The sequence below is a fragment of the Cupriavidus ulmosensis genome (assembly GCF_977008105.1).
Genome location: NZ_CDRMWP010000001.1, coordinates 3,220,787 through 3,237,662, shown reverse-complemented (window position 1 = coordinate 3,237,662; position 16,876 = coordinate 3,220,787). Strand labels below are relative to the sequence as shown.

Here is a 16,876-nt window from a genome sequence, read left to right as displayed (position 1 = left end):
GTTGCGCGGCGAGCGGCACGGCGCGAATGGCGCGCCTGTCACCCGGCGGATCACTCGGCCGGCTTGCCGGGCGAGGCCTCCACCGAGATCGAGAGCGTCACGGCGTCGCCGACGTCGGGCAGGAAGCGCGTCATGCCGAACGCGCTGCGCGAGATCACGGCGCGGAAGTCGCCGCCGCACACGTGGCGCCTGATGCCGAACAGCGAGATCTCGCCGCAGCTGAAGCGCTGCGCCTCGAGCCGCACCGGCTGGGTGACGCCGTGCAGCGTCAGCTCGCCCTCCACCGCCGCCAGGCGCTCGCCGTCGCGGATGAAGCGGCTGGCGCGCAGCCGCACCACGGGGAAGTTCTGCGCGTCGAGGAACTGCGCCGACGGCAGGATGCCGTCGAGCGTGCGGTTGCCCGAGTCGACCGAATCGGCATTGACCGTGAAGTCGATGCCGCCGGCGCCGGTGGCTTCGTCGTAGCTGATGCGGCCGTCGATCTTGCCGAAGCGCCCGCGCACGGAGGTGCGCTCGAAGTGGCTGGCGGCGAAGTAGACCGCGGTGTGGGTGGGATCGACCGCGTAGTCGGCGGGGGCGGCCTGCGCCGCGCAGGGCAGCGCGGCCAGCAGGCACAGCGCGCGCGTGAAGGCGGGAAGCTTCGGCATGGCGCGGGCCTCTTCTCTGGTGAACCGGCCGGTTGCCGGGCGGCGCTAGTGGACGAACACCGGCAGCAGGAAGATGCCGATCACCGAGAGGAAGCCCACGGTCCAGCACAGCGTGCGCAGCGTGGCGCGGTCCGCCAGGTAACACACAGTGTAGAGCACGCGCGCGGCGATGAAGACCAGCGCCAGCTCGTCGATGCGCGCCGCCGGCGCATGCAGGTAGGTGGCCGACAGCACCGCCGCGGCAAAGAACGGAAAGGCTTCGAAGTGGTTGCGGTGCGCCAGGTCGGCGCGGCGCGCGCGTCCGGCCTGCCGCTCCAGCCAGCCGCGCGGGTCGTGGTTGTCGAAGCCGCGCCCGCCCGCCTTGGCGATGGCCACCGTCGTCACGGGCAGGATGCCCGCCAGCAGTACGCACCAGAATGCGATTGGCATCGTATTTCCTCAGTCGTCATGTCCCGCGCGGGGGCCCGCCAGGCAAGCCCCCGCGCGGCGCGCTTCGGGCGGCCACCACGCGGATCTTCACGCCGGCCACGCTGACCACCTGGCCGGCGCGGATCTTGGCGGTCTTGCGCGATTCCACGGCGCCGTCGACCGAGACTTCGCCGGCCGCCACCAGGGCCTTGCCGGCGCCGCCGCTGTCGCACACGCCGGCCACCTTGAGCAGGTCGTTGAGGGCGATGTGCTCGCCCTCGAGCGGGAAGGTGATGGTCTGCATGCGCTTATTTGCCCCAGCTGTCCTTGAGCCCGACGATGCGGTTGAAGACCGGCTTGCCCGGCTTCGAATCGACGCGGTCGGCCACGAAATAGCCGTGGCGCTCGAACTGGAAGCGGTCCTCCGCGGCGGCCTGCTGCAGGCCCGGCTCCAGATAGGCTGTGACCACCTTCTTGGAGTCCGGGTTCAGCGCATCGAGGAAATTCTTGCCGCCGGCATCCGGGTTGGGGTCGCTGAACAGGCGGTCGTACAGGCGCACCTCGGCCTCGTAGGCGTGCGCCGCGCTGACCCAGTGGATGTTGCCCTTGACCTTGACGCTGTCCGCGCCCGGCGTGCCGCTCTTGGTGTCCGGCAGGTAGTTCGCGTGCACGGCGACGATCTTGCCGTCGGCGTCGCGGTCCACGCCCGTGCATTCGATCACGTAGCCGTAGCGCAGCCGCACCTTGCTGCCCGGGTTGCCGTCCTTCGGCGCGAACAGGCGGAAATAGCCCTTGGGCGGCGCTTCGCTGAAGTCGTCGCGCTCGATCCACAGCTCGCGCGAGAGCGGGAACACGCGGCGGCCCAGCTCGGGCTGCTTCGGGTGCACCGGGGCCGAGCATTCCTCGTTCTGGCCTTCGGGGTAGTTGTCGAGGATCAGCCGGAGCGGGTCCAGCACGCCCACGCTGCGCGGCGCGCGCGCGTCGAGGTCGTCGCGCACGGCGCCTTCGAGCGTGCTCATGTCGATCCAGCTGTCGGACTTGGCCACGCCGATGCGCTCGCAGAACGTCTGGATCGATTCCGGCGTGTAGCCGCGCCGGCGCACGCCCACGATGGTCGGCATGCGCGGGTCGTCCCAGCCGTCCACGCGCTGCTCGTTGACCAGCTGCAGCAGGCGGCGCTTGCTGGTGATGGCGTAGGTCAGGTTCAGGCGCGCGAACTCGTACTGGTGCGGCAGCGGGTCGCGGAACACGCCGCATTCGCGCAGTTGGGCCAGCACCCAGTCGTAGAGCGGGCGGTTGTTCTCGAACTCCAGCGTGCACAGCGAGTGGGTGATGTTCTCCAGCGCGTCCGAGATGCAGTGCGTGAAGTCGTACATCGGGTAGATGCACCACTTGTCGCCCGTGCGGTGGTGATGGGCGTGGCGGATGCGGTAGATCACCGGGTCGCGCATCACGATGTTGGGCGCGCTCATGTCGATCTTGGCGCGCAGCACGTGCTCGCCGTCGGCGTACTTGCCGTCGCGCATGTCGCGGAACAGCTGCAGGTTCTCCGCCGCGGCGCGGTCGCGGTACGGCGAAGGCGTGCCCGGGCGCGAGAAGTCGCCGCGGCTGGCGGCGATCTGCTCGGCGCTCTGGCTGTCGACGTAGGCCACGCCGCGCTCGATCAGCTTCTCGGCGAACGCGTAGAGCCGGTCGAAGTAGTCGCTGGCGTAGTACAGGTGCGGCTGCTTGCTGCCGTCGGCGCCGGTGGCGTCCCAGCTGAAGCCGAGCCAGTGCACCGCGTCGATGATGGAATCGACGTATTCGGTGTCTTCCTTGACCGGGTTGGTGTCGTCGAAGCGCAGATGGCAGCGGCCGCCGTAGTCGCGCGCCAGGCCGAAGTTCACGCAGATGCTCTTGGCGTGGCCGATGTGCAGGTAGCCGTTGGGCTCCGGCGGGAAGCGGGTGATGACGGTGGGCAACGGCTGGCCCTGCGCATCCTGGCGGCCGGCATAGGTGCCGGCGTTGTTGTCCTGGTCGATGATGCTGCGCAGGAAATTGGATGCGGCGGGGGTGCTGTCGTTGGCTTTGGGGTCGTGGCTCATGGTTGCGCCGGAGGGCGGTTACGTCAGCAGGCGCGGCCCGCGCGCCGGGAAGCGGCGCGCGGCCCGCCGCGCTGCTCGATTGCATGGCGGAATGCCGGGTCGCGTGATTTTACCGTGCCTGCGCGGCGCATCGTGGAAACCCGGCGCGCGGATGCGGGGCGGCGGCCGGAGCGCGTGGCAAAAGACGGCAAAAGACCCCAAAACGGGACCTCCGGGAGACCTCGAACCGGCCCCAAAACGTCCCCAAAACGTCCCCAAGACGTCCGGCTCGGCCTAGCATGGAGTCAACGCCATCCACTTTTCCGGGAGCCTTGCCGCCATGCCCGCCTCGACCGTCACTCCAGCCGCCCGTCCGACCCCGCAGGAAGCCGTGGCCGGGCTCTGGCAGGCCGCCGGGCTGCCGCCCGCCGCGCCGGATGCGCTGCGGCTTGCCGGCGCCGATCCGGTGCTGCCTTCCTCGTTCGCCGTGGGCACCGCGGCGCAGGCGGCCATCGGCGCCGCGGCGCTGGCCGCGGCGGCCTTGTGGCAGTTGCGCGGCGGCGGCGCGCAGCAGGTCGCGGTGGACATGCGCCATGCCGCGGCCGAGTTCCGCAGCGAGCGCTACCTGCGCGTGAACGGCGCGCCGGCGCCGGAATTCCGCGACCGGACCGGCGGCCTCTACCGCTGCGGCGACGGCGGCTGGGTGCGCCTGCACACCAATTTCCCGCATCATCGCGACGGCGTGCTGCGCCTGCTCGGCTGCGGCCCCGACCCGGCCGCGGTCGGCGCGGCGCTGTCGAAATGGGAGGCCGAGGCGTTCGAGACCGCCGCCGCCGAGGCCGGCCTCGTGGTGGCGGCCCTGCGCAGCTTCGAGGCCTGGGACCGCCATCCGCAGGGGCAGGCCCTGCGCGGGCTGCCGCCGCTCGTGCTCGAGCGCATCGGCGAGGCGCCGCCGCAGCCCTTGCCGGCTTTCCCGGCGGAGAGCGCCCGGCCGCTGGCCGGCGTGCGCGTGCTGGACTTCACCCGCATCATCGCCGGCCCGGTGGCCGGGCGCACGCTGGCCGCGCACGGCGCCGACGTGCTGCTGGTCACGGCGGCGCACCTGCCGTTCATCGCGCCGCTGGTGATCGACACCGGGCGCGGCAAGCGTTCCTGCCAGCTCGACCTGCGCGACCCCGACGACAAGCGCGCCCTGCACAAGCTGCTGCATGGCGCCGACGTGCTGGTGCAGGGCTACCGCCCGCAAGGGCTGGCCGAACTCGGCGTGGGGCCGGAAGCCGCCGCGCGCGCGCGGCCCGGCATCGTCTATGCCACGCTGAGCGCCTACGGCCACGTGGGGCCGTGGGCCGGCCGGCGCGGCTTCGACTCGCTGGTGCAGACCGCGACCGGCTTCAACCATGCCGAGGCGCAGGCGGCCGGCAGCGCGGAACCGCTGCCGCTGCCGGCCCAGGCGCTGGACCACGCCGCCGGCTACCTGCTGGCGCTCGGCGTGATGGCCGCGCTATACCGTCGCGCCACCGAGGGCGGCAGCTGGCACGTGCGCGTGTCGCTGGCGCAGACCGGCCAGTGGCTGCGCGGCCTGGGCCGCGTCGAGGGCGGGCTGCGCCAGCCGGAGCAGCGCTTCGAGGACGTGCGGGACCTGCTGGAGACCATGCCGTCCGGGTTTGGCGAACTGACGGTGGTGTCGCACGCGGCGCGGCTGTCGCAGACGCCCGCGCGCTGGGCGCTGCCTTCGGTGCCGCTCGGCACGCACGCGCCCGCGTGGCTGCCGCGCGCCTAGCCTTGCGCGCCGGTCATGCGCGCCATCCACTGCGCCATGTCGCGCTCGAGCGGCGTGCCGGCGCGCTGCGCGGCCAGGATGCGCTCGCGGTCGGCGGCGGGCCGGTTCTGGCTGAGCTTGAACTTGGCCTCCACGCGCGTCGGCACGATGCGCAGGCCGACGATGGCGCCCAGCATCTTCTGCTGGAAGTCCTCCGGCAGGCCGCGCCACTGCGCGGCGTAGTCCGGCTCGTGCTGCGCGATCAGGCGCTTGAGCAGCGCGTCCTTGTCGGCGGCGTCGTGGAGCGTGGTGACTTCCGCGTAGACGTGCACCGCCACGTAGTTCCAGGTCGGCACCGACAGCTTCTGGTCGTACAGCGCGGGCGAGACGTAGCCGTGCGGGCCCTGGAACACCAGCAGCGCGCGCGGGGTCTGCTCCAGCCAGCGCCAGTGCGGATTGGCGCGCGCCATATGCCCCTCGATGCGCCAGGTGTCGCCGGTGCGCTCGGCCACCACCGGCAGGTGGGTGGCGAAGGGGGCGCCGTCGGCGTCGTTGCCGGCCAGGGTGGCGAACGGGTAGCCGCGCATGACGTCGTCGATGGCGTCGGCTTCGGTGCTGGCAAAGTGGGAAGGCAGGTACATGTGGGCGTGACCGGAGTGTGAGTCGTCAATACAGGGTTTGCCGCATGCGGGCGGGCTGGGCCGCGTCGTAGGCGGTGCCGTCGATGGCGTCGCGCGTCAGCGTGGCGAGGATGGTGCCGTTGCTCGGCAGGCGGTCGCGTGCCACCTGCGTCTCGGGCGCCCACAGCTTCGAGCGCACCAGCGCGCGGGCGCACTGGAAGAACACCGATTCGATGGCGATCACCAGCACCGTGGCCGGCGCCTTGCCGTCGACCACGCAGCGCGCGATCAGCGCCGGGTCCACCGAGATGGTGGCGGTGCCCGCCACGCGGATGGTCTCGTTGACGCCGGGGATCACGAACAGCAGGCCCACGCGCGGATCGGCCACGATGTTGCGCAGGCTGTCGATGCGGTTGTTGCCGCGGCGGTCCGGCAGCAGCAGGGTGCGCTCGTCGAGCACCTGCACGAAGCCCGGCGCGTCGCCGCGCGGCGAGCACTCGGCGTATTTACCGCCCACGGTGGACAGCAGGCACAGCGGCGCGGCCTCGACGAAGGCGCGGTAGTGCGGATGCAGGTAGTCGACTTCCTTGGCGAGCGAGGCTTCGCCGGCGTCGCCGTAGCGGGCCTCCAGCTCGGCCAGCGTGGTGATGGCGTAGGGATTCATGGCTCGGGCGCCGGGCGGCGCGCGCGGGTTTTTTTGCGAGGAAACCTGACTGTACCGCAATCCGGCGCGGTCCAGGCCTGGCCGGCGCGCGGCGGCCGCGCCGGATGCCGCGGCGTCACATGCTAGAGCGTCACCGTGCCGCGGCCCAGCTCGATCACGCGCCCGCCCACGCGGATGGCCTGCGCGGCCGTGACCTCGAGGTGCAGCGCGCACGGCCGGCCCACGGCCTCGCCCTGGTCGATGCGGTAGCTGGCCGGCAGCGCGCGGCCGCTGGCGATGAGCCAGCCGCCCAGGTTGGCGCAGGCCGAGCCGGTGCCCGGGTCTTCCGCCACGCCGCCGCCCTGCTTGGTGAAGAAGTAGCGCGACACCACGCGCCCGGGCTGGGCGGGGTCGAAGGCGAACACATAGGCGGTCTTGCGGCCCAGGCTGCTCTGCGGCCATGCCTCGAGCCGGCTGCTGTCGGGCTGGGTGCGGTGCACGGCGTCCACGCTGCGCAGCGGCACCAGCAACTGGTCGGCGCCGGTATCGACCCACATCGGCGGCGCCAGCAGGTCCGCCTCGCCCAGGCCGAGCAGGCCGGCCATCTGCGCGTCCGGCAGCCCGGCCGGCGCGGTGCGCGGCGCGCCGGCGTGCGGCGCGGTGAAGGTCCAGACGTCGCCCTGCGCCGTGACCGGCACCACCCCGGCCTTGAATTCGAGCGAGAACGCATCGCCGGCGCCGGCCAGCTCGCGCACCACGTGCGCGGTGCCGAGCGTGGGATGGCCGGCGAAGCGCATCTCGTAGCCGGGCGTGAAGATGCGCACCTGGGCGGCGGCCTGCGCCGAGGGCAGGATGAAGGTGGTCTCGGACAGGTTGAACTGCAGCGCGAGCGCCTGCATGGTGGCGTCGTCGAGGCCGCGCGCGTCTTCGAACACGCACAGCGGGTTGCCGCCGAAGGTCGATTCGGCGAACACGTTGAGCAGGCGGTAGGCGTAGGTGGTCATGTATTTTCCGGAGGAGGGCGCCGGGCCGTGGGTGGCGGACGTCACAGTCTACGGCGCCGGCGCGCGCGCGCCATGCACAGTCGTGCCGAAGCCGGGCAGGCCAGTTGCGGACACTTCCGCGCTGGCGCGCAGGAAAGCGTCCCGTTGACGGGAGCCGGGTCGCCGACGTATCGCCGGTTGCCAAAAGTTTGCTCCCCTCTCCCACGACGTGGGAGAGGGGAGCAAACAGGCGGCAAGTGTGCTGTTGCAGGACGCTCCAACACTACCCGCGCAACCTCAGAACCCCACAGCCTGCCCGTCGCGCCGGCTGTCGCTGGCGGCCACGTAGCCGTGGTCGGCGTCGTCCGACAGGCGCCAGATGAACTGGCCGGAGCCGAAGTCCATGTACGGGTCGTCGACCGACTTGAGCTGATGGCCGCGCGCCTTGAGGCCGGCGACCACGGCCGGGTCCATGCTGGCTTCCACGTCGAGCGTGAAATCGCGGTTGACCTTCCAGCGCGGCGCGCAGCAGGCGGCCTGCGGCTGCTGGTTGTAGTCCACCATGCGCACCACGGTCTGCAGGTGGCCCTGCGGCTGCATGTCGCCGCCCATCACGCCGAAGCTCATGACCGGCTGGCCGCCCCTGGTCAGGAAGGCCGGGATGATGGTGTGGAACGGGCGCTTGCCGCCGGCCACCACGTTGGCGGACTTCGGGTCCATCGAGAAGCCCACGCCGCGGTTCTGCAGGCTGATGCCGGTGCCGGGCACCACCACGCCGGAGCCGAAGCCCATGTAGTTCGACTGGATGAACGAGATCATCATGCCGTTCTCGTCGGCGGCGCTCAGGTAGATGGTGCCGCCCACCTTGGGCATGCCGAAGTCGAAATGCGTGGCGCGCTGCATGTCGATCAGCTTCGCGCGCGACTTGAGGTAGGCGTCGTCGAGCATCTGCTCGGGCGTGACTTCCATGCTGCGCGGGTCGGCCACGTAGCGGTAGAGGTCGGCGAAGGCCAGCTTCATCGCCTCGATCTGCAGGTGCTGCGACTCGACCGAATCCACCGGCAGCGCGGCCAGGTCGAACTGGTCGAGGATGCCCAGCGCCATCAGCGCGGCGATGCCCTGGCCGTTGGGCGGGATCTCGTGCATCTCGTAGCCGCGGTAGGACTTGCTGATCGGCTTGACCCAGTCGGGCTTGTAGTCGCGCAGGTCGGTGGCGGTCATGGCGCCGCCGCACTCCTTGCTGAAGGCGGCGATGCGCTCGGCGATCTCGCCTTCGTAGTAGGCGCGGCCCTTGGTGGCGCCGATCTTGCGCAGCGTGTCGGCGGCGGCCTTGAGCGTGAACTTCTCGCCCACGGCGGGCGCGCGGCCGTTGGGCATGAAGGCCTCGGCGTAGCCGGGCTGGTCTTTCAGCTCGGGCACCGCGGCGGCCCACTTGTGCGCCACCACCGGCGGCACGGCGTAGCCGCGCTCGGCGATCTCGATGGCGGGCTCCATCAGGTCGGCGAACGGCAGCTTGCCGAAGCGCTCGTGCAGCGCGGCCCAGCCGGCGATCACGCCCGGCACGGTGACGGCGTCCCAGCCGCGCACCGGGCGCTTGGCGATGCCGTTGGCGTCCACGCCGTACTTGTTCTTGAAGTAGTCGGGGTTCCACGCCGCCGGCGCCACGCCGGAGGCGTTCAGGCCGTGCAGCTCCTTGCCGTCCCACAGGATGGCGAAGGCGTCGCTGCCCAGCCCGCACGAGACCGGCTCGACGATGGTGATGGCCGCCGCCGCGGCGATGGCCGCGTCCACCGCGTTGCCGCCCTTGAGCAGCATGCGCAGGCCGGCCTGCGCCGCCAGCGGGTGCGAGGTGGACACCACGTTGCGCGCGAACAGCGGGATGCGCACGGAGGGATAGGGGTTGGTCCAGTTGAAATTCTGCATGGCTTGTCTCGGTTGCTCGCGTGGCGCGCAGGGGCGCGCCGCCGCTTCTTGTGCGTCTTTCTTATTCGACGGTGATCTTGCGGTCCTTGATGAGCTTACCCCAGCGCGCGCTGTCCCTCCTGACCATCGCGGCGAACTGCGCCGGCGTGCCGCCGACCGGCTCGGCGCCCAGCTTGGCCAGGCGGTCCTTGACGTCCTGCGCCTGGATGGCCTTGTTGAACTCGGCATTGAGGCGGTTCACGAGGTCGGCCGGCATGCCCTTCGGGCCATAGATGCCGAACCACGTGTCGGACTCGAAGCCGGGCAGGCCGGATTCGCTGGCGGTGGGGATCTCCGGCGCCAGCGGCGAGCGCTTCAGGCTGGTCACGGCCAGCGCCTTGAGCTTGCCGTCCTTCACGTGCGGCAGGCCCGAGACGATGCTGTCGAACAGCACCTGCACCTTGTTGGAGATCAGGTCCGGCACCGCCAGCGCGGTGCCGCGGTACGGAATGTGGGTGATGAACACGCCGGCCTGCGCCTTGAAGGCCTCGGCGGTCAGGTGCACCACGGTGCCGTTGCCGCTCGAAGCGTAGTTCAGCTCGCCGGGATGCTTCTTGGCGTAGTCGATCAGTTCCTTGACGTTCTTCACCGGCAGGGCGTTCGGCACCACCAGCACGTTGGTGGCGATAGCCACCTCGCCGATCGGCGTGAAGTCGGTCTCGGTGTTGTAGGGCAGGTGGGTGTTGATGTACGGCCCGATCGAGTGCGTGCTGGTGGTGGCGATCAGCAGCGTGTAGCCGTCCGCCGGCGCCTTGGCCGCCATGTCGGAGCCGATCGCGCCGCCCGCGCCGGGACGGTTGTCCACCACGATCTGCTGGCCGATGTTGCTGCCCACCTTCTGCGCGATCGCGCGCGCCAGCAGGTCGGTGGCGCCGCTGGCCGGGAACGGCACGATCAGGCGGATCGGCTTGTTCGGGAACGTGTCGGCGAAGGCCGGGACGGCGCCCAGCGCCAGGCTCGTGGCCAGGCTCGTGCCCAGCAGGCGCAGCCAGTGTTTCATGATGATCTCCGGATCGGGAAGGCAGGCGATGCGGCTCGCGGCGGGGCCGCGCGCGCTACACCGCCGATGTTGCGGTGATGTGTCGCTTCATTATTCCGTGCGTCCCATCGTAATGAAAGCTAATATTTCTTTCTTATGTCTCAAGATTTTCTTAAGTATCAGCGTGGCGGGAAAGCCTCCTGCCGAGGTCCCGTTCCATGAGCACCATCCGTTTCCTGCGTACCTTCGTCGCCGTGGCCGAGCACGGCTCCTTCGCCGCCGCCGCCGAGCAGGTCGCGCTCACGCAGGCCGCCGTCAGCCTGCAGATGCGCGCGCTGGAGATGGAGCTGCGGCGCGAGCTGTTCGACCGCGGCGGCCGGGTGGTGGTGCTCAACGCCGGCGGGCGCGAGCTGCTGCCGCAGGCGCGCCGCATGCTGGCGCTCTACGGCGAGATGCGGCTGCCGCCCGAGGCGCCCGACGCGATGGCCGGCGCGGTGGCGGTGGGCGCCGTGGTCTCCGTGATGGGCGGCCTGTCGCACGTGGTGGCGCGCATGAAGCGCGCCTACCCCGCGCTGGACGTGCGCCTGGTGGGCGCCAAGTCGATCGACCTGGCCGCGCAGGTGGAAGCCGGCGAGCTCGACGCCGCCATGCTGGTGGAAGGCGCCGGCCGCCTGCCCGGCACGCTGGTGTGGACGCCGCTCTACCGCGAGCCGCTGGTGGCCATCGCCGGCCTCGGCATGCCCGGCGCCAGCGCGCGCGAAGCGCTCGCGGCCAACCCCTTCCTGCGCTTCGACCGCGGCCAGCGCACCGGCATGCTGGTCGAGCGCGCGCTGCGCCGCGCCCATCTGCGCGTCAACGAATTCCTCGAGCTGAATTCGATCGAGGCGCTGGTCGAGCTGGTGCGCCAGGAAGTCGGCGTGACCGTGGTGCCGCTGCTGCGGCGCGCGCGCTGGCGCGACGACGAAGCCCTGCGCATCCTGCCGCTGGAAGCCGGCGGCGCGCCGGTGCTGCGCACCGTCGGCATGCTGGAGCGGCGCGACCACGCGCGCCGGCATGTCACGGCGGTGGTGCGCGAGGCGTGCATGGCGTCGTTCGGCGGCGAGGCTGGGTCACGGCCATGAAAAAAGGGTGCCTCGCGGCACCCTCTCGAAGGTCTTGCGGTTGCGGCGGTCCGCCGCGCCGTTGCCGGCTTATTCTTCCTGGAACGCTTCCTCGCGCTTGTTCTTGATCGACGGCAGCGCCACGATGAGCACCAGCACGGCGGCGGCGATCAGCAGGCCCAGCGACAGCGGGCGCGTGACGAACACGGTGAAGTCGCCGCGCGACAGCAGCAGGGAGCGGCGGAAGTTCTCTTCCATCATCGGCCCCAGCACGAAGCCCAGCAGCAGCGGCGCCGGCTCGCACTTGAGCTTGATGAACAGGTAGCCGATCACGCCGAAGGCCGCGGTCTGGAACACGTCGAAGGTGGTGTTCTGGACCGAGTACACGCCGATGCAGCAGAACGTCAGGATGGCCGGGAACAGGTAGCGGTAGGGCACCTTGAGCAGCTTCACCCAGATGCCGATCATCGGCAGGTTCAGGATGATGAGCATGAAGTTGCCGATCCACATCGAGGCGATCAGGCCCCAGAACAGCGCGGGGTTGCTGGTCATGACCTGCGGGCCCGGCTGGATGTTGTGGATGGTCATGGCGCCCACCATCAGCGCCATCACGGCGTTGGGCGGGATGCCCAGCGTCAGCAGCGGGATGAAGGAGGTCTGCGCGGCGGCGTTGTTGGCCGACTCGGGACCGGCCACGCCTTCGATGGCGCCCTTGCCGAACTCGTGCGAGAACTTGGAGGTCTTCTTCTCGAGCGAGTAGGCCGCGAACGAGGCCAGCGCCGCGCCGCCGCCGGGCAGGATGCCCAGCGCCGAGCCCAGCGCGGTGCCGCGCAGCACCGCCGGGATCATGCGCTTGAAGTCGGCCTTGGTCGGGAACAGGTTGGTGATGTGGTCGGTGAAGGTCTCGCGGTTTTCCTTCTGCTCGAGGTTGGCGATGATCTCCGCGAAGCCGAACACGCCCATCGCCACCGAGACGAAGTTCAGGCCGTCGGTGAGTTCGGGCACGTCGAACGAGAAGCGCGCCGCGCCCGAGTTGACGTCGGTGCCGACCAGGCCGAGCAGCAGGCCCAGCACGATCATGGCGATGGCCTTGACCAGCGAGCCCGAAGCCAGCACCACGGCGCCGATCAGGCCCAGCACCATCAGCGAGAAGTACTCGGCGGGACCGAACTTGAAGGCCAGTTCCGACAGCGGGGCGGCGAACGCCGCCAGGATCAGGGTGGCCACGCAGCCGGCGAAGAACGAGCCCAGGCCGGCGGTGGCCAGCGCCACCCCCGCTCGCCCTCGCCGCGCCATCTGGTAGCCGTCGATGGTGGTCACCACCGACGACGATTCACCGGGCAGGTTGACCAGGATGGCGGTGGTGGAGCCGCCGTACTGCGCGCCGTAGTAGATGCCGGCGAGCATGATGAGCGCGGCCACCGGGGGCAGCGTGTAGGTCACCGGCAGCAGCATGGCGATGGTGGCCAGCGGCCCCAGGCCCGGCAGCACGCCGATCAGGGTGCCCAGCACGCAGCCGAGGAAGGCGTAGGCGAGGTTTTGCAGGGTCAGGGCGGTCGAGAAGCCCAGGCCCAGGTTGGCGATTAGTTCCATATGGCCGTCTCCTTAACCTGCCAAGAATGCCGGCCACACCGGCATCTGAAGATTGATGCCGTAGACGAAGGCGCCCACGCTGATCAGCACCAGCACGATGGCGTTGAGCACCGCGCCCTTCCAGCTGAATTCATGGCTGGCCATCGAGGACACCAGCACCAGCACGAGTACCGACAGCACCATGCCGAGCGGCTTGAGCAGCAGGCCGAACAGCACCACCGAACCCAGGATCCACAGCAGCGTCTTGATGTCCCAGCGGGCCAGCTGGTCCTCTTCCGTCTTGGAAGACAGCGAGCTCCACAGCACCAGCGCGCCCAGCAGGGCGAGCACGACGCCGAGCCAGAACGGGAAGTATCCCGGTCCCATCTTTGCCGCGGTCCCCATGGAATAGCCGCGTGCGACCCAGGAAAAGCCGAATCCGACCAGGATGAACATCAGGCCGGAGGCAAAGTCCTTTTGGCTACGTATGCGCAAAATGATTCTCCTCGATATATCTGCTTGAAATCCGGGCGGCTGGCGCATGCTGCGTCGCACAAAAACGATGGGCGAAAGCCGGGCTGCCACAGGCAGGGAGGAAAGTAAGGGGAATACCTTTCAGTTACCTTTCGGATGTCTTGTGAAATGGTCAATCTGCGGGTATCTCCCTAGGAGACATATGAAGGGGCGCCGGCGGGCCTCGCGTCGGGCCTTGCGCGGGGCCGCGCGGTAGGCCCATCGGGGCGCTGCGCTATCATCGTCCGCTGCCCCTGCCGTGGCGCGCCCGTCCGTGGCGCGTGGGCAATGCGGCACCGCACTAAAAAGGAAAGCCGCTTTGGAAAGCATCGACCATGTCATCCTGATCGGCGCCGTCGTGATGTCCCTGGGCATTGTGGTGGGCGCCTTCTCGGCGCGCCTCGGCGTGCCGTTCCTGCTGGTCTTCCTGTCGGTGGGCATGCTGGCCGGCGTCGACGGCCCGGGCGGCATCCGCTTTTCCAATACTTGGCTGAGTTTCCTGGTCGGCAACCTGGCGCTGGCGGTGATCCTGCTCGACGGCGGCCTGCGCACGCGGCTGGCCACGTTCCGCGTGGCGCTCCGGCCGTCGCTGTCGCTGGCCACCGTGGGCGTGCTGGTGACCACCGGCACGGTGGGGCTGTTCGCGGCCTGGATGCTGGAGATCGACTGGAAGCTGGGCCTGCTGCTGGGCGCCATCGTCGGCTCCACCGACGCCGCCGCGGTGTTCTCGCTGCTCAATACCAGCGGCATCCGCCTCAAGGAGCGCGTGGCCAGCGTGCTGGAGATCGAGTCGGGCATCAACGACCCGATGGCGATCTTCCTGACCCTCACGCTGATCGAATGGATCGGCGCGCCGGCCGGCCTGAGCGCGGGCGCGCTGGCGTGGCGGCTGGTGGTGCAGTTCGGCGTGGGCGGCCTGCTGGGCGCGGGGCTGGGCTACTGCCTGGCCAACGTGATGGAGCGCATCCGCGTGGCCGAGGGCCTGCAGGCCATCCTGCTGTGCTCGGGCGGGGCGATGGTGTTCGCCATCGTGCAGAGCGCCGGCGGCAGCGGCTTCCTGGCGGTCTACCTGACCGGCATCCTGGTCGGCAACCGCGACCGCGCGGTCAGCGCCGACACCATGCGCGCGATGGACGGCATGGCGTGGCTGTCGCAGTCGGCGATGTTCCTGCTGCTGGGCCTGCTGGTGGCGCCGCACCGGATCTGGGAAGTGGCCGGGCCGGCCGCGGCGGTGGCGGTGTTCCTGATGCTGGTGGCGCGCCCGGCCGCGGTCTGGCTGGCGCTGCTGCCGTTCCGCTTCAGCGCGCGCGAGAAGGGCTTCGTGGCGTGGATGGGCCTGCGCGGCGCGGTGCCGATCGTGCTGGCGCTGTTCCCGCTGCTGCAGGGTCTGCCCGAATCGGGCCTGCTGTTCCGGGTGGCCTTCGCGGTGGTGCTGGCCAGCCTGCTGCTCCAGGGCACCACGGTGAAGTTCGCGGCGCGCCTGGCCCGCGTGCTGCGGCCGGCCTACCCCGAGCCGCTGGCGCGCGCGCGCCTGCACGGCACGCATGCGCCGGCGCTCGAAGTGATGCAGTTCGCGGTGCAGGCCGGCTCGCCGGCCGAGCACCTGCGCGCCGACCAGCTCGAACTGCCGCCGCGCTGCCGCCTGCTCACGGTGGTGCGCGAACGGGCGCTGGCGGCGCCGGAGCAGACCGTGCTGCGCGCCGGCGACGCGGTTTCCATCCTGGCGCCGGGCACCAGCGTGCCGACGCTGGCGCTGCTGTTCCACAAGCCGGCCCCGGCGCCGGCCTGGGGCAAGGCCAGCCACGATTTCCTGCTGAGCGGCGAGGCCATGCTGCGCGACGTGGCGGGACTGTACGGCACGCGCGACCTGAGCGCCGCGCAGGCGGCCATGACGCTGGAGGCCGCCATGCAGGCGACGTTCACGTCGCCGCCGGTGGAGGGGGATACGGTGGAGATCGGCGGCCTGGCGCTGACCGTGACGCGCATGGACGGCCCGCGCATCATCCAGGTCGGGCTGCTGCTGCCGCGCGCGGCGCGCGGCGCGGTGGCGCAGCAGGACTGAGCGCGCCGCCCGGGCGCGTTCAATCCACCTTCAGTCCACGCTTAGTCCACCTTGGCGCCGGACGCCTTGACGATCTGCGCGTACTTCCTGAGCTCGCGCTGCACCAGCGCGCCGAACTGCTCCGGCGTGCCCGGCGCCGGCTGCGCGCCGATGCGCGCCAGGCGGGCCTTCATGTCGTCGGTCTTGAGGATGGCCACGATGTCGTGGTTGAGCCGCTCGACGATCTCGCGCGGCGTATTGGCCGGCGCGAACACGCCGAACCACGTGGAGATGTCGAAGCCTTCCAGCCCCAGGCCCTTGCCGGCCTCGGCAATGGTCGGCAGCTCCGGGAAGGCGGCCGCGCGCGCCGCGGTGGTCACGGCGAAGGCCTTGAGCTTGCCGGCCTTGATGTTGGCCGCGGCCGAGGCGAGGTTGTCGAAGATCATGTCGGTCTGGCCGGACAGCACCGACAACTGCGCCGGCGCGGCGCCGTTGTACGGGATATGGACCATGCTGACGCGGGCCATGCTCTTGAACAGCTCGCCCGACAGGTGGCCCGCGCTGCCGTTGCCGCCCGAGGCGTAGTCCAGCTTGCCCGGATTCCTGCGCGCGTATTCGACCAGCTCGCGCAGGCTGGTGATGTGCAGGGCGGCGGCCTTGCCGGGGTGCATCACCAGCACGTTGGGCACGTCGGCCACCAGCGTGACGGGGCTGAAGTCCTTGACCGGGTCGTACGGCATCCTGGCGAACAGCGTCGGGTTGATGGCATGCGTGGCCACCGCGCCCATCACGATGGTGTAGCCGTCGGCCGGCTGCCGGGCGACGTAGTCGGCGCCGAGGTTGCCGCCGGCGCCGGGACGGTTCTCCACCACCACGGGCTGGCCCAGGCTGTCCTTGAGCTTGTCGCCGATGGCGCGCGCCACGGTGTCGAGCGGACCGCCCGCCGGGTAGGGCACGACGAACTTGAGCGGCTTGGCGGGATAGGCCGGCGCGGCCGCGGCCGGCATCGCGCCCGGGATGGCGAGGGCGCCGGCGGCCAGCAGCGCCGCGGCGCATCGTTGCTTGAACAGGGAAAAGCGCATGGGTTGGCGTGGTACGGAGGAAAGTGGCTTACCGCATGCCGATGCCGCGCGCCATCATGACCGCGCACAGCGGCAGCAGGATCAGCAGGTGCGCCTCGATCATGACCCAGCGGCGCGCTGTCTTCAGGTCCGCCGCGTCGGGCACAAAGTCCGGCTGCGCGCCGGCCTGCAGGCGCCAGCGGCGGATGGCGAAGGTGGGCGGCAGCGAGCACAGCGCGATCACCACGAACACCGTCATCTTGGCGTGGAACCACGGGTTGTGCAGGTAGAACTGCACGCCCTTGGCGCCGAAGAACAGGCGCAGCAGGCCGCTGGCCAGCACCGCCACGGCGGACAGGAAATAGACCAGGTCGTAGATCGACAGCCGCCGCAGCGTGGCCGGCGTGATGCCGGGGCGCAGCACCACTGCCTCGGCGGTCATCAGCGCGATCAGCAGGAAGATGAAGGTGAAGTGCAGGAAGGCCAGCAGGGCGTCGGTCAGCATCCAAACTCCTCTCGTGGGTG

Annotated in this window: 16 protein-coding genes; 3 read left to right on the top strand and 13 right to left on the bottom strand. The window is 70.5% G+C overall.

Going from position 1 to position 16,876, the window contains the following annotated elements; genetic code table 11:
* Positions 1–50: 50 nt before the first annotated feature.
* Genes ACWTPI_RS14910 through ACWTPI_RS14895 form a run of 4 tightly spaced genes read right to left on the bottom strand, consistent with a single transcriptional unit; the run spans position 51 to position 3,139 of the window.
* Positions 51–647 carry a YceI family protein gene (locus ACWTPI_RS14910; protein ID WP_454732025.1) on the bottom strand — a complete coding sequence of 199 codons (597 nt, stop codon included), beginning with the start codon at positions 645–647 and terminating at the stop codon, positions 51–53.
* A 45-nt stretch (positions 648–692) separates the two neighbouring features.
* Positions 693–1,076: an MAPEG family protein gene (locus ACWTPI_RS14905; protein ID WP_020204584.1), complete on the bottom strand. Its 384-nt coding sequence runs from the start codon at positions 1,074–1,076 to the stop codon at positions 693–695.
* 16 nt (positions 1,077–1,092) lie between these two features.
* Positions 1,093–1,359 carry an RNA-binding S4 domain-containing protein gene (locus tag ACWTPI_RS14900; RefSeq protein ID WP_454732024.1) on the bottom strand — a complete coding sequence of 89 codons (267 nt, stop codon included), beginning with the start codon at positions 1,357–1,359 and terminating at the stop codon, positions 1,093–1,095.
* 4 nt (positions 1,360–1,363) lie between these two features.
* A complete protein-coding gene (locus tag ACWTPI_RS14895) occupies positions 1,364–3,139 on the bottom strand; it encodes a glutamine--tRNA ligase/YqeY domain fusion protein (RefSeq protein WP_020204583.1) in 1,776 nt (591 codons plus the stop codon).
* 319 nt (positions 3,140–3,458) lie between these two features.
* On the opposite strand from ACWTPI_RS14895, the gene ACWTPI_RS14890 reads away from it, so the two are divergent.
* The gene (locus tag ACWTPI_RS14890; RefSeq protein ID WP_029044430.1) at positions 3,459–4,898 is read left to right on the top strand and encodes a CoA transferase; all 1,440 of its coding nucleotides are present in this window, start codon (positions 3,459–3,461) and stop codon (positions 4,896–4,898) included.
* Here the strand turns inward: ACWTPI_RS14890 and ACWTPI_RS14885 are convergent.
* From ACWTPI_RS14885 to ACWTPI_RS14865, 5 genes are all read right to left on the bottom strand, one after another.
* The gene (locus ACWTPI_RS14885) at positions 4,895–5,518 is read right to left on the bottom strand and encodes an FMN-binding negative transcriptional regulator (RefSeq protein WP_454732023.1); all 624 of its coding nucleotides are present in this window, start codon (positions 5,516–5,518) and stop codon (positions 4,895–4,897) included. The two genes, ACWTPI_RS14890 and ACWTPI_RS14885, sit on opposite strands and share 4 nt — an antisense overlap.
* Positions 5,519–5,543: 25 nt before the next feature.
* Positions 5,544–6,161, bottom strand: coding sequence for a pyridoxamine 5'-phosphate oxidase family protein (locus ACWTPI_RS14880; protein WP_454732022.1), 618 nt, complete (start codon positions 6,159–6,161; stop codon positions 5,544–5,546).
* A gap of 122 nt (positions 6,162–6,283) precedes the next feature.
* Positions 6,284–7,144, bottom strand: a complete 861-nt coding sequence (locus ACWTPI_RS14875) for a PhzF family phenazine biosynthesis protein (RefSeq protein ID WP_454732021.1) — start codon at positions 7,142–7,144, stop codon at positions 6,284–6,286.
* Positions 7,145–7,420: 276 nt separating this feature from the next.
* Positions 7,421–9,046 carry a gamma-glutamyltransferase gene (gene ggt / locus ACWTPI_RS14870; protein ID WP_454732020.1) on the bottom strand — a complete coding sequence of 542 codons (1,626 nt, stop codon included), beginning with the start codon at positions 9,044–9,046 and terminating at the stop codon, positions 7,421–7,423.
* Between the two features lie 61 nt (positions 9,047–9,107).
* The gene (locus tag ACWTPI_RS14865) at positions 9,108–10,085 is read right to left on the bottom strand and encodes a Bug family tripartite tricarboxylate transporter substrate binding protein (protein ID WP_454732019.1); all 978 of its coding nucleotides are present in this window, start codon (positions 10,083–10,085) and stop codon (positions 9,108–9,110) included.
* A 197-nt stretch (positions 10,086–10,282) separates the two neighbouring features.
* On the opposite strand from ACWTPI_RS14865, the gene ACWTPI_RS14860 reads away from it, so the two are divergent.
* On the top strand, positions 10,283–11,185 hold the full coding sequence (locus tag ACWTPI_RS14860; protein WP_454732018.1) for a LysR family transcriptional regulator: 903 nt from the start codon (positions 10,283–10,285) through the stop codon (positions 11,183–11,185).
* Positions 11,186–11,254: 69 nt separating this feature from the next.
* Here ACWTPI_RS14860 and ACWTPI_RS14855 read toward each other — a convergent pair whose 3' ends face one another.
* Together ACWTPI_RS14855 and ACWTPI_RS14850 are read right to left on the bottom strand one after the other, a co-directional pair.
* Entirely contained in the window at positions 11,255–12,757 is a 1,503-nt protein-coding gene (locus ACWTPI_RS14855; protein ID WP_059411291.1) for a tripartite tricarboxylate transporter permease, read from the bottom strand.
* Between the two features lie 12 nt (positions 12,758–12,769).
* The gene (locus ACWTPI_RS14850) at positions 12,770–13,231 is read right to left on the bottom strand and encodes a tripartite tricarboxylate transporter TctB family protein (RefSeq protein WP_029044352.1); all 462 of its coding nucleotides are present in this window, start codon (positions 13,229–13,231) and stop codon (positions 12,770–12,772) included.
* A gap of 337 nt (positions 13,232–13,568) precedes the next feature.
* Between ACWTPI_RS14850 and ACWTPI_RS14845 the strand changes: the two genes are divergently transcribed.
* Positions 13,569–15,311, top strand: a complete 1,743-nt coding sequence (locus ACWTPI_RS14845) for a potassium/proton antiporter (protein WP_454732017.1) — start codon at positions 13,569–13,571, stop codon at positions 15,309–15,311.
* A gap of 41 nt (positions 15,312–15,352) precedes the next feature.
* Here the strand turns inward: ACWTPI_RS14845 and ACWTPI_RS14840 are convergent, their stop codons facing one another.
* Entirely contained in the window at positions 15,353–16,372 is a 1,020-nt protein-coding gene (locus ACWTPI_RS14840; protein WP_370552790.1) for a tripartite tricarboxylate transporter substrate binding protein, read from the bottom strand.
* Between the two features lie 28 nt (positions 16,373–16,400).
* Positions 16,401–16,856 (bottom strand): DUF2214 family protein, encoded by a 456-nt coding sequence (locus tag ACWTPI_RS14835; protein ID WP_020206515.1) that lies wholly within the window; start codon positions 16,854–16,856, stop codon positions 16,401–16,403.
* Positions 16,857–16,876: the final 20 nt, after the last annotated feature.

Bases quoted from the DNA above. Each gene is read 5' to 3' on its own strand.
- ACWTPI_RS14910 (WP_454732025.1), bottom strand. From the start codon at position 647: ATGCCGAAGCTTCCCGCCTTCACGCGCGCGCTGTGCCTGCTGGCCGCG.
- ACWTPI_RS14905 (WP_020204584.1), bottom strand. From the start codon at position 1,076: ATGCCAATCGCATTCTGGTGCGTACTGCTGGCGGGCATCCTGCCCGTG.
- ACWTPI_RS14900 (WP_454732024.1), bottom strand. From the start codon at position 1,359: ATGCAGACCATCACCTTCCCGCTCGAGGGCGAGCACATCGCCCTCAAC.
- ACWTPI_RS14895 (WP_020204583.1), bottom strand. From the start codon at position 3,139: ATGAGCCACGACCCCAAAGCCAACGACAGCACCCCCGCCGCATCCAAT.
- ACWTPI_RS14890 (WP_029044430.1), top strand. From the start codon at position 3,459: ATGCCCGCCTCGACCGTCACTCCAGCCGCCCGTCCGACCCCGCAGGAA.
- ACWTPI_RS14885 (WP_454732023.1), bottom strand. From the start codon at position 5,518: ATGTACCTGCCTTCCCACTTTGCCAGCACCGAAGCCGACGCCATCGAC.
- ACWTPI_RS14880 (WP_454732022.1), bottom strand. From the start codon at position 6,161: ATGAATCCCTACGCCATCACCACGCTGGCCGAGCTGGAGGCCCGCTAC.
- ACWTPI_RS14875 (WP_454732021.1), bottom strand. From the start codon at position 7,144: ATGACCACCTACGCCTACCGCCTGCTCAACGTGTTCGCCGAATCGACC.
- ggt (WP_454732020.1), bottom strand. From the start codon at position 9,046: ATGCAGAATTTCAACTGGACCAACCCCTATCCCTCCGTGCGCATCCCG.
- ACWTPI_RS14865 (WP_454732019.1), bottom strand. From the start codon at position 10,085: ATGAAACACTGGCTGCGCCTGCTGGGCACGAGCCTGGCCACGAGCCTG.
- ACWTPI_RS14860 (WP_454732018.1), top strand. From the start codon at position 10,283: ATGAGCACCATCCGTTTCCTGCGTACCTTCGTCGCCGTGGCCGAGCAC.
- ACWTPI_RS14855 (WP_059411291.1), bottom strand. From the start codon at position 12,757: ATGGAACTAATCGCCAACCTGGGCCTGGGCTTCTCGACCGCCCTGACC.
- ACWTPI_RS14840 (WP_370552790.1), bottom strand. From the start codon at position 16,372: ATGCGCTTTTCCCTGTTCAAGCAACGATGCGCCGCGGCGCTGCTGGCC.
- ACWTPI_RS14835 (WP_020206515.1), bottom strand. From the start codon at position 16,856: ATGCTGACCGACGCCCTGCTGGCCTTCCTGCACTTCACCTTCATCTTC.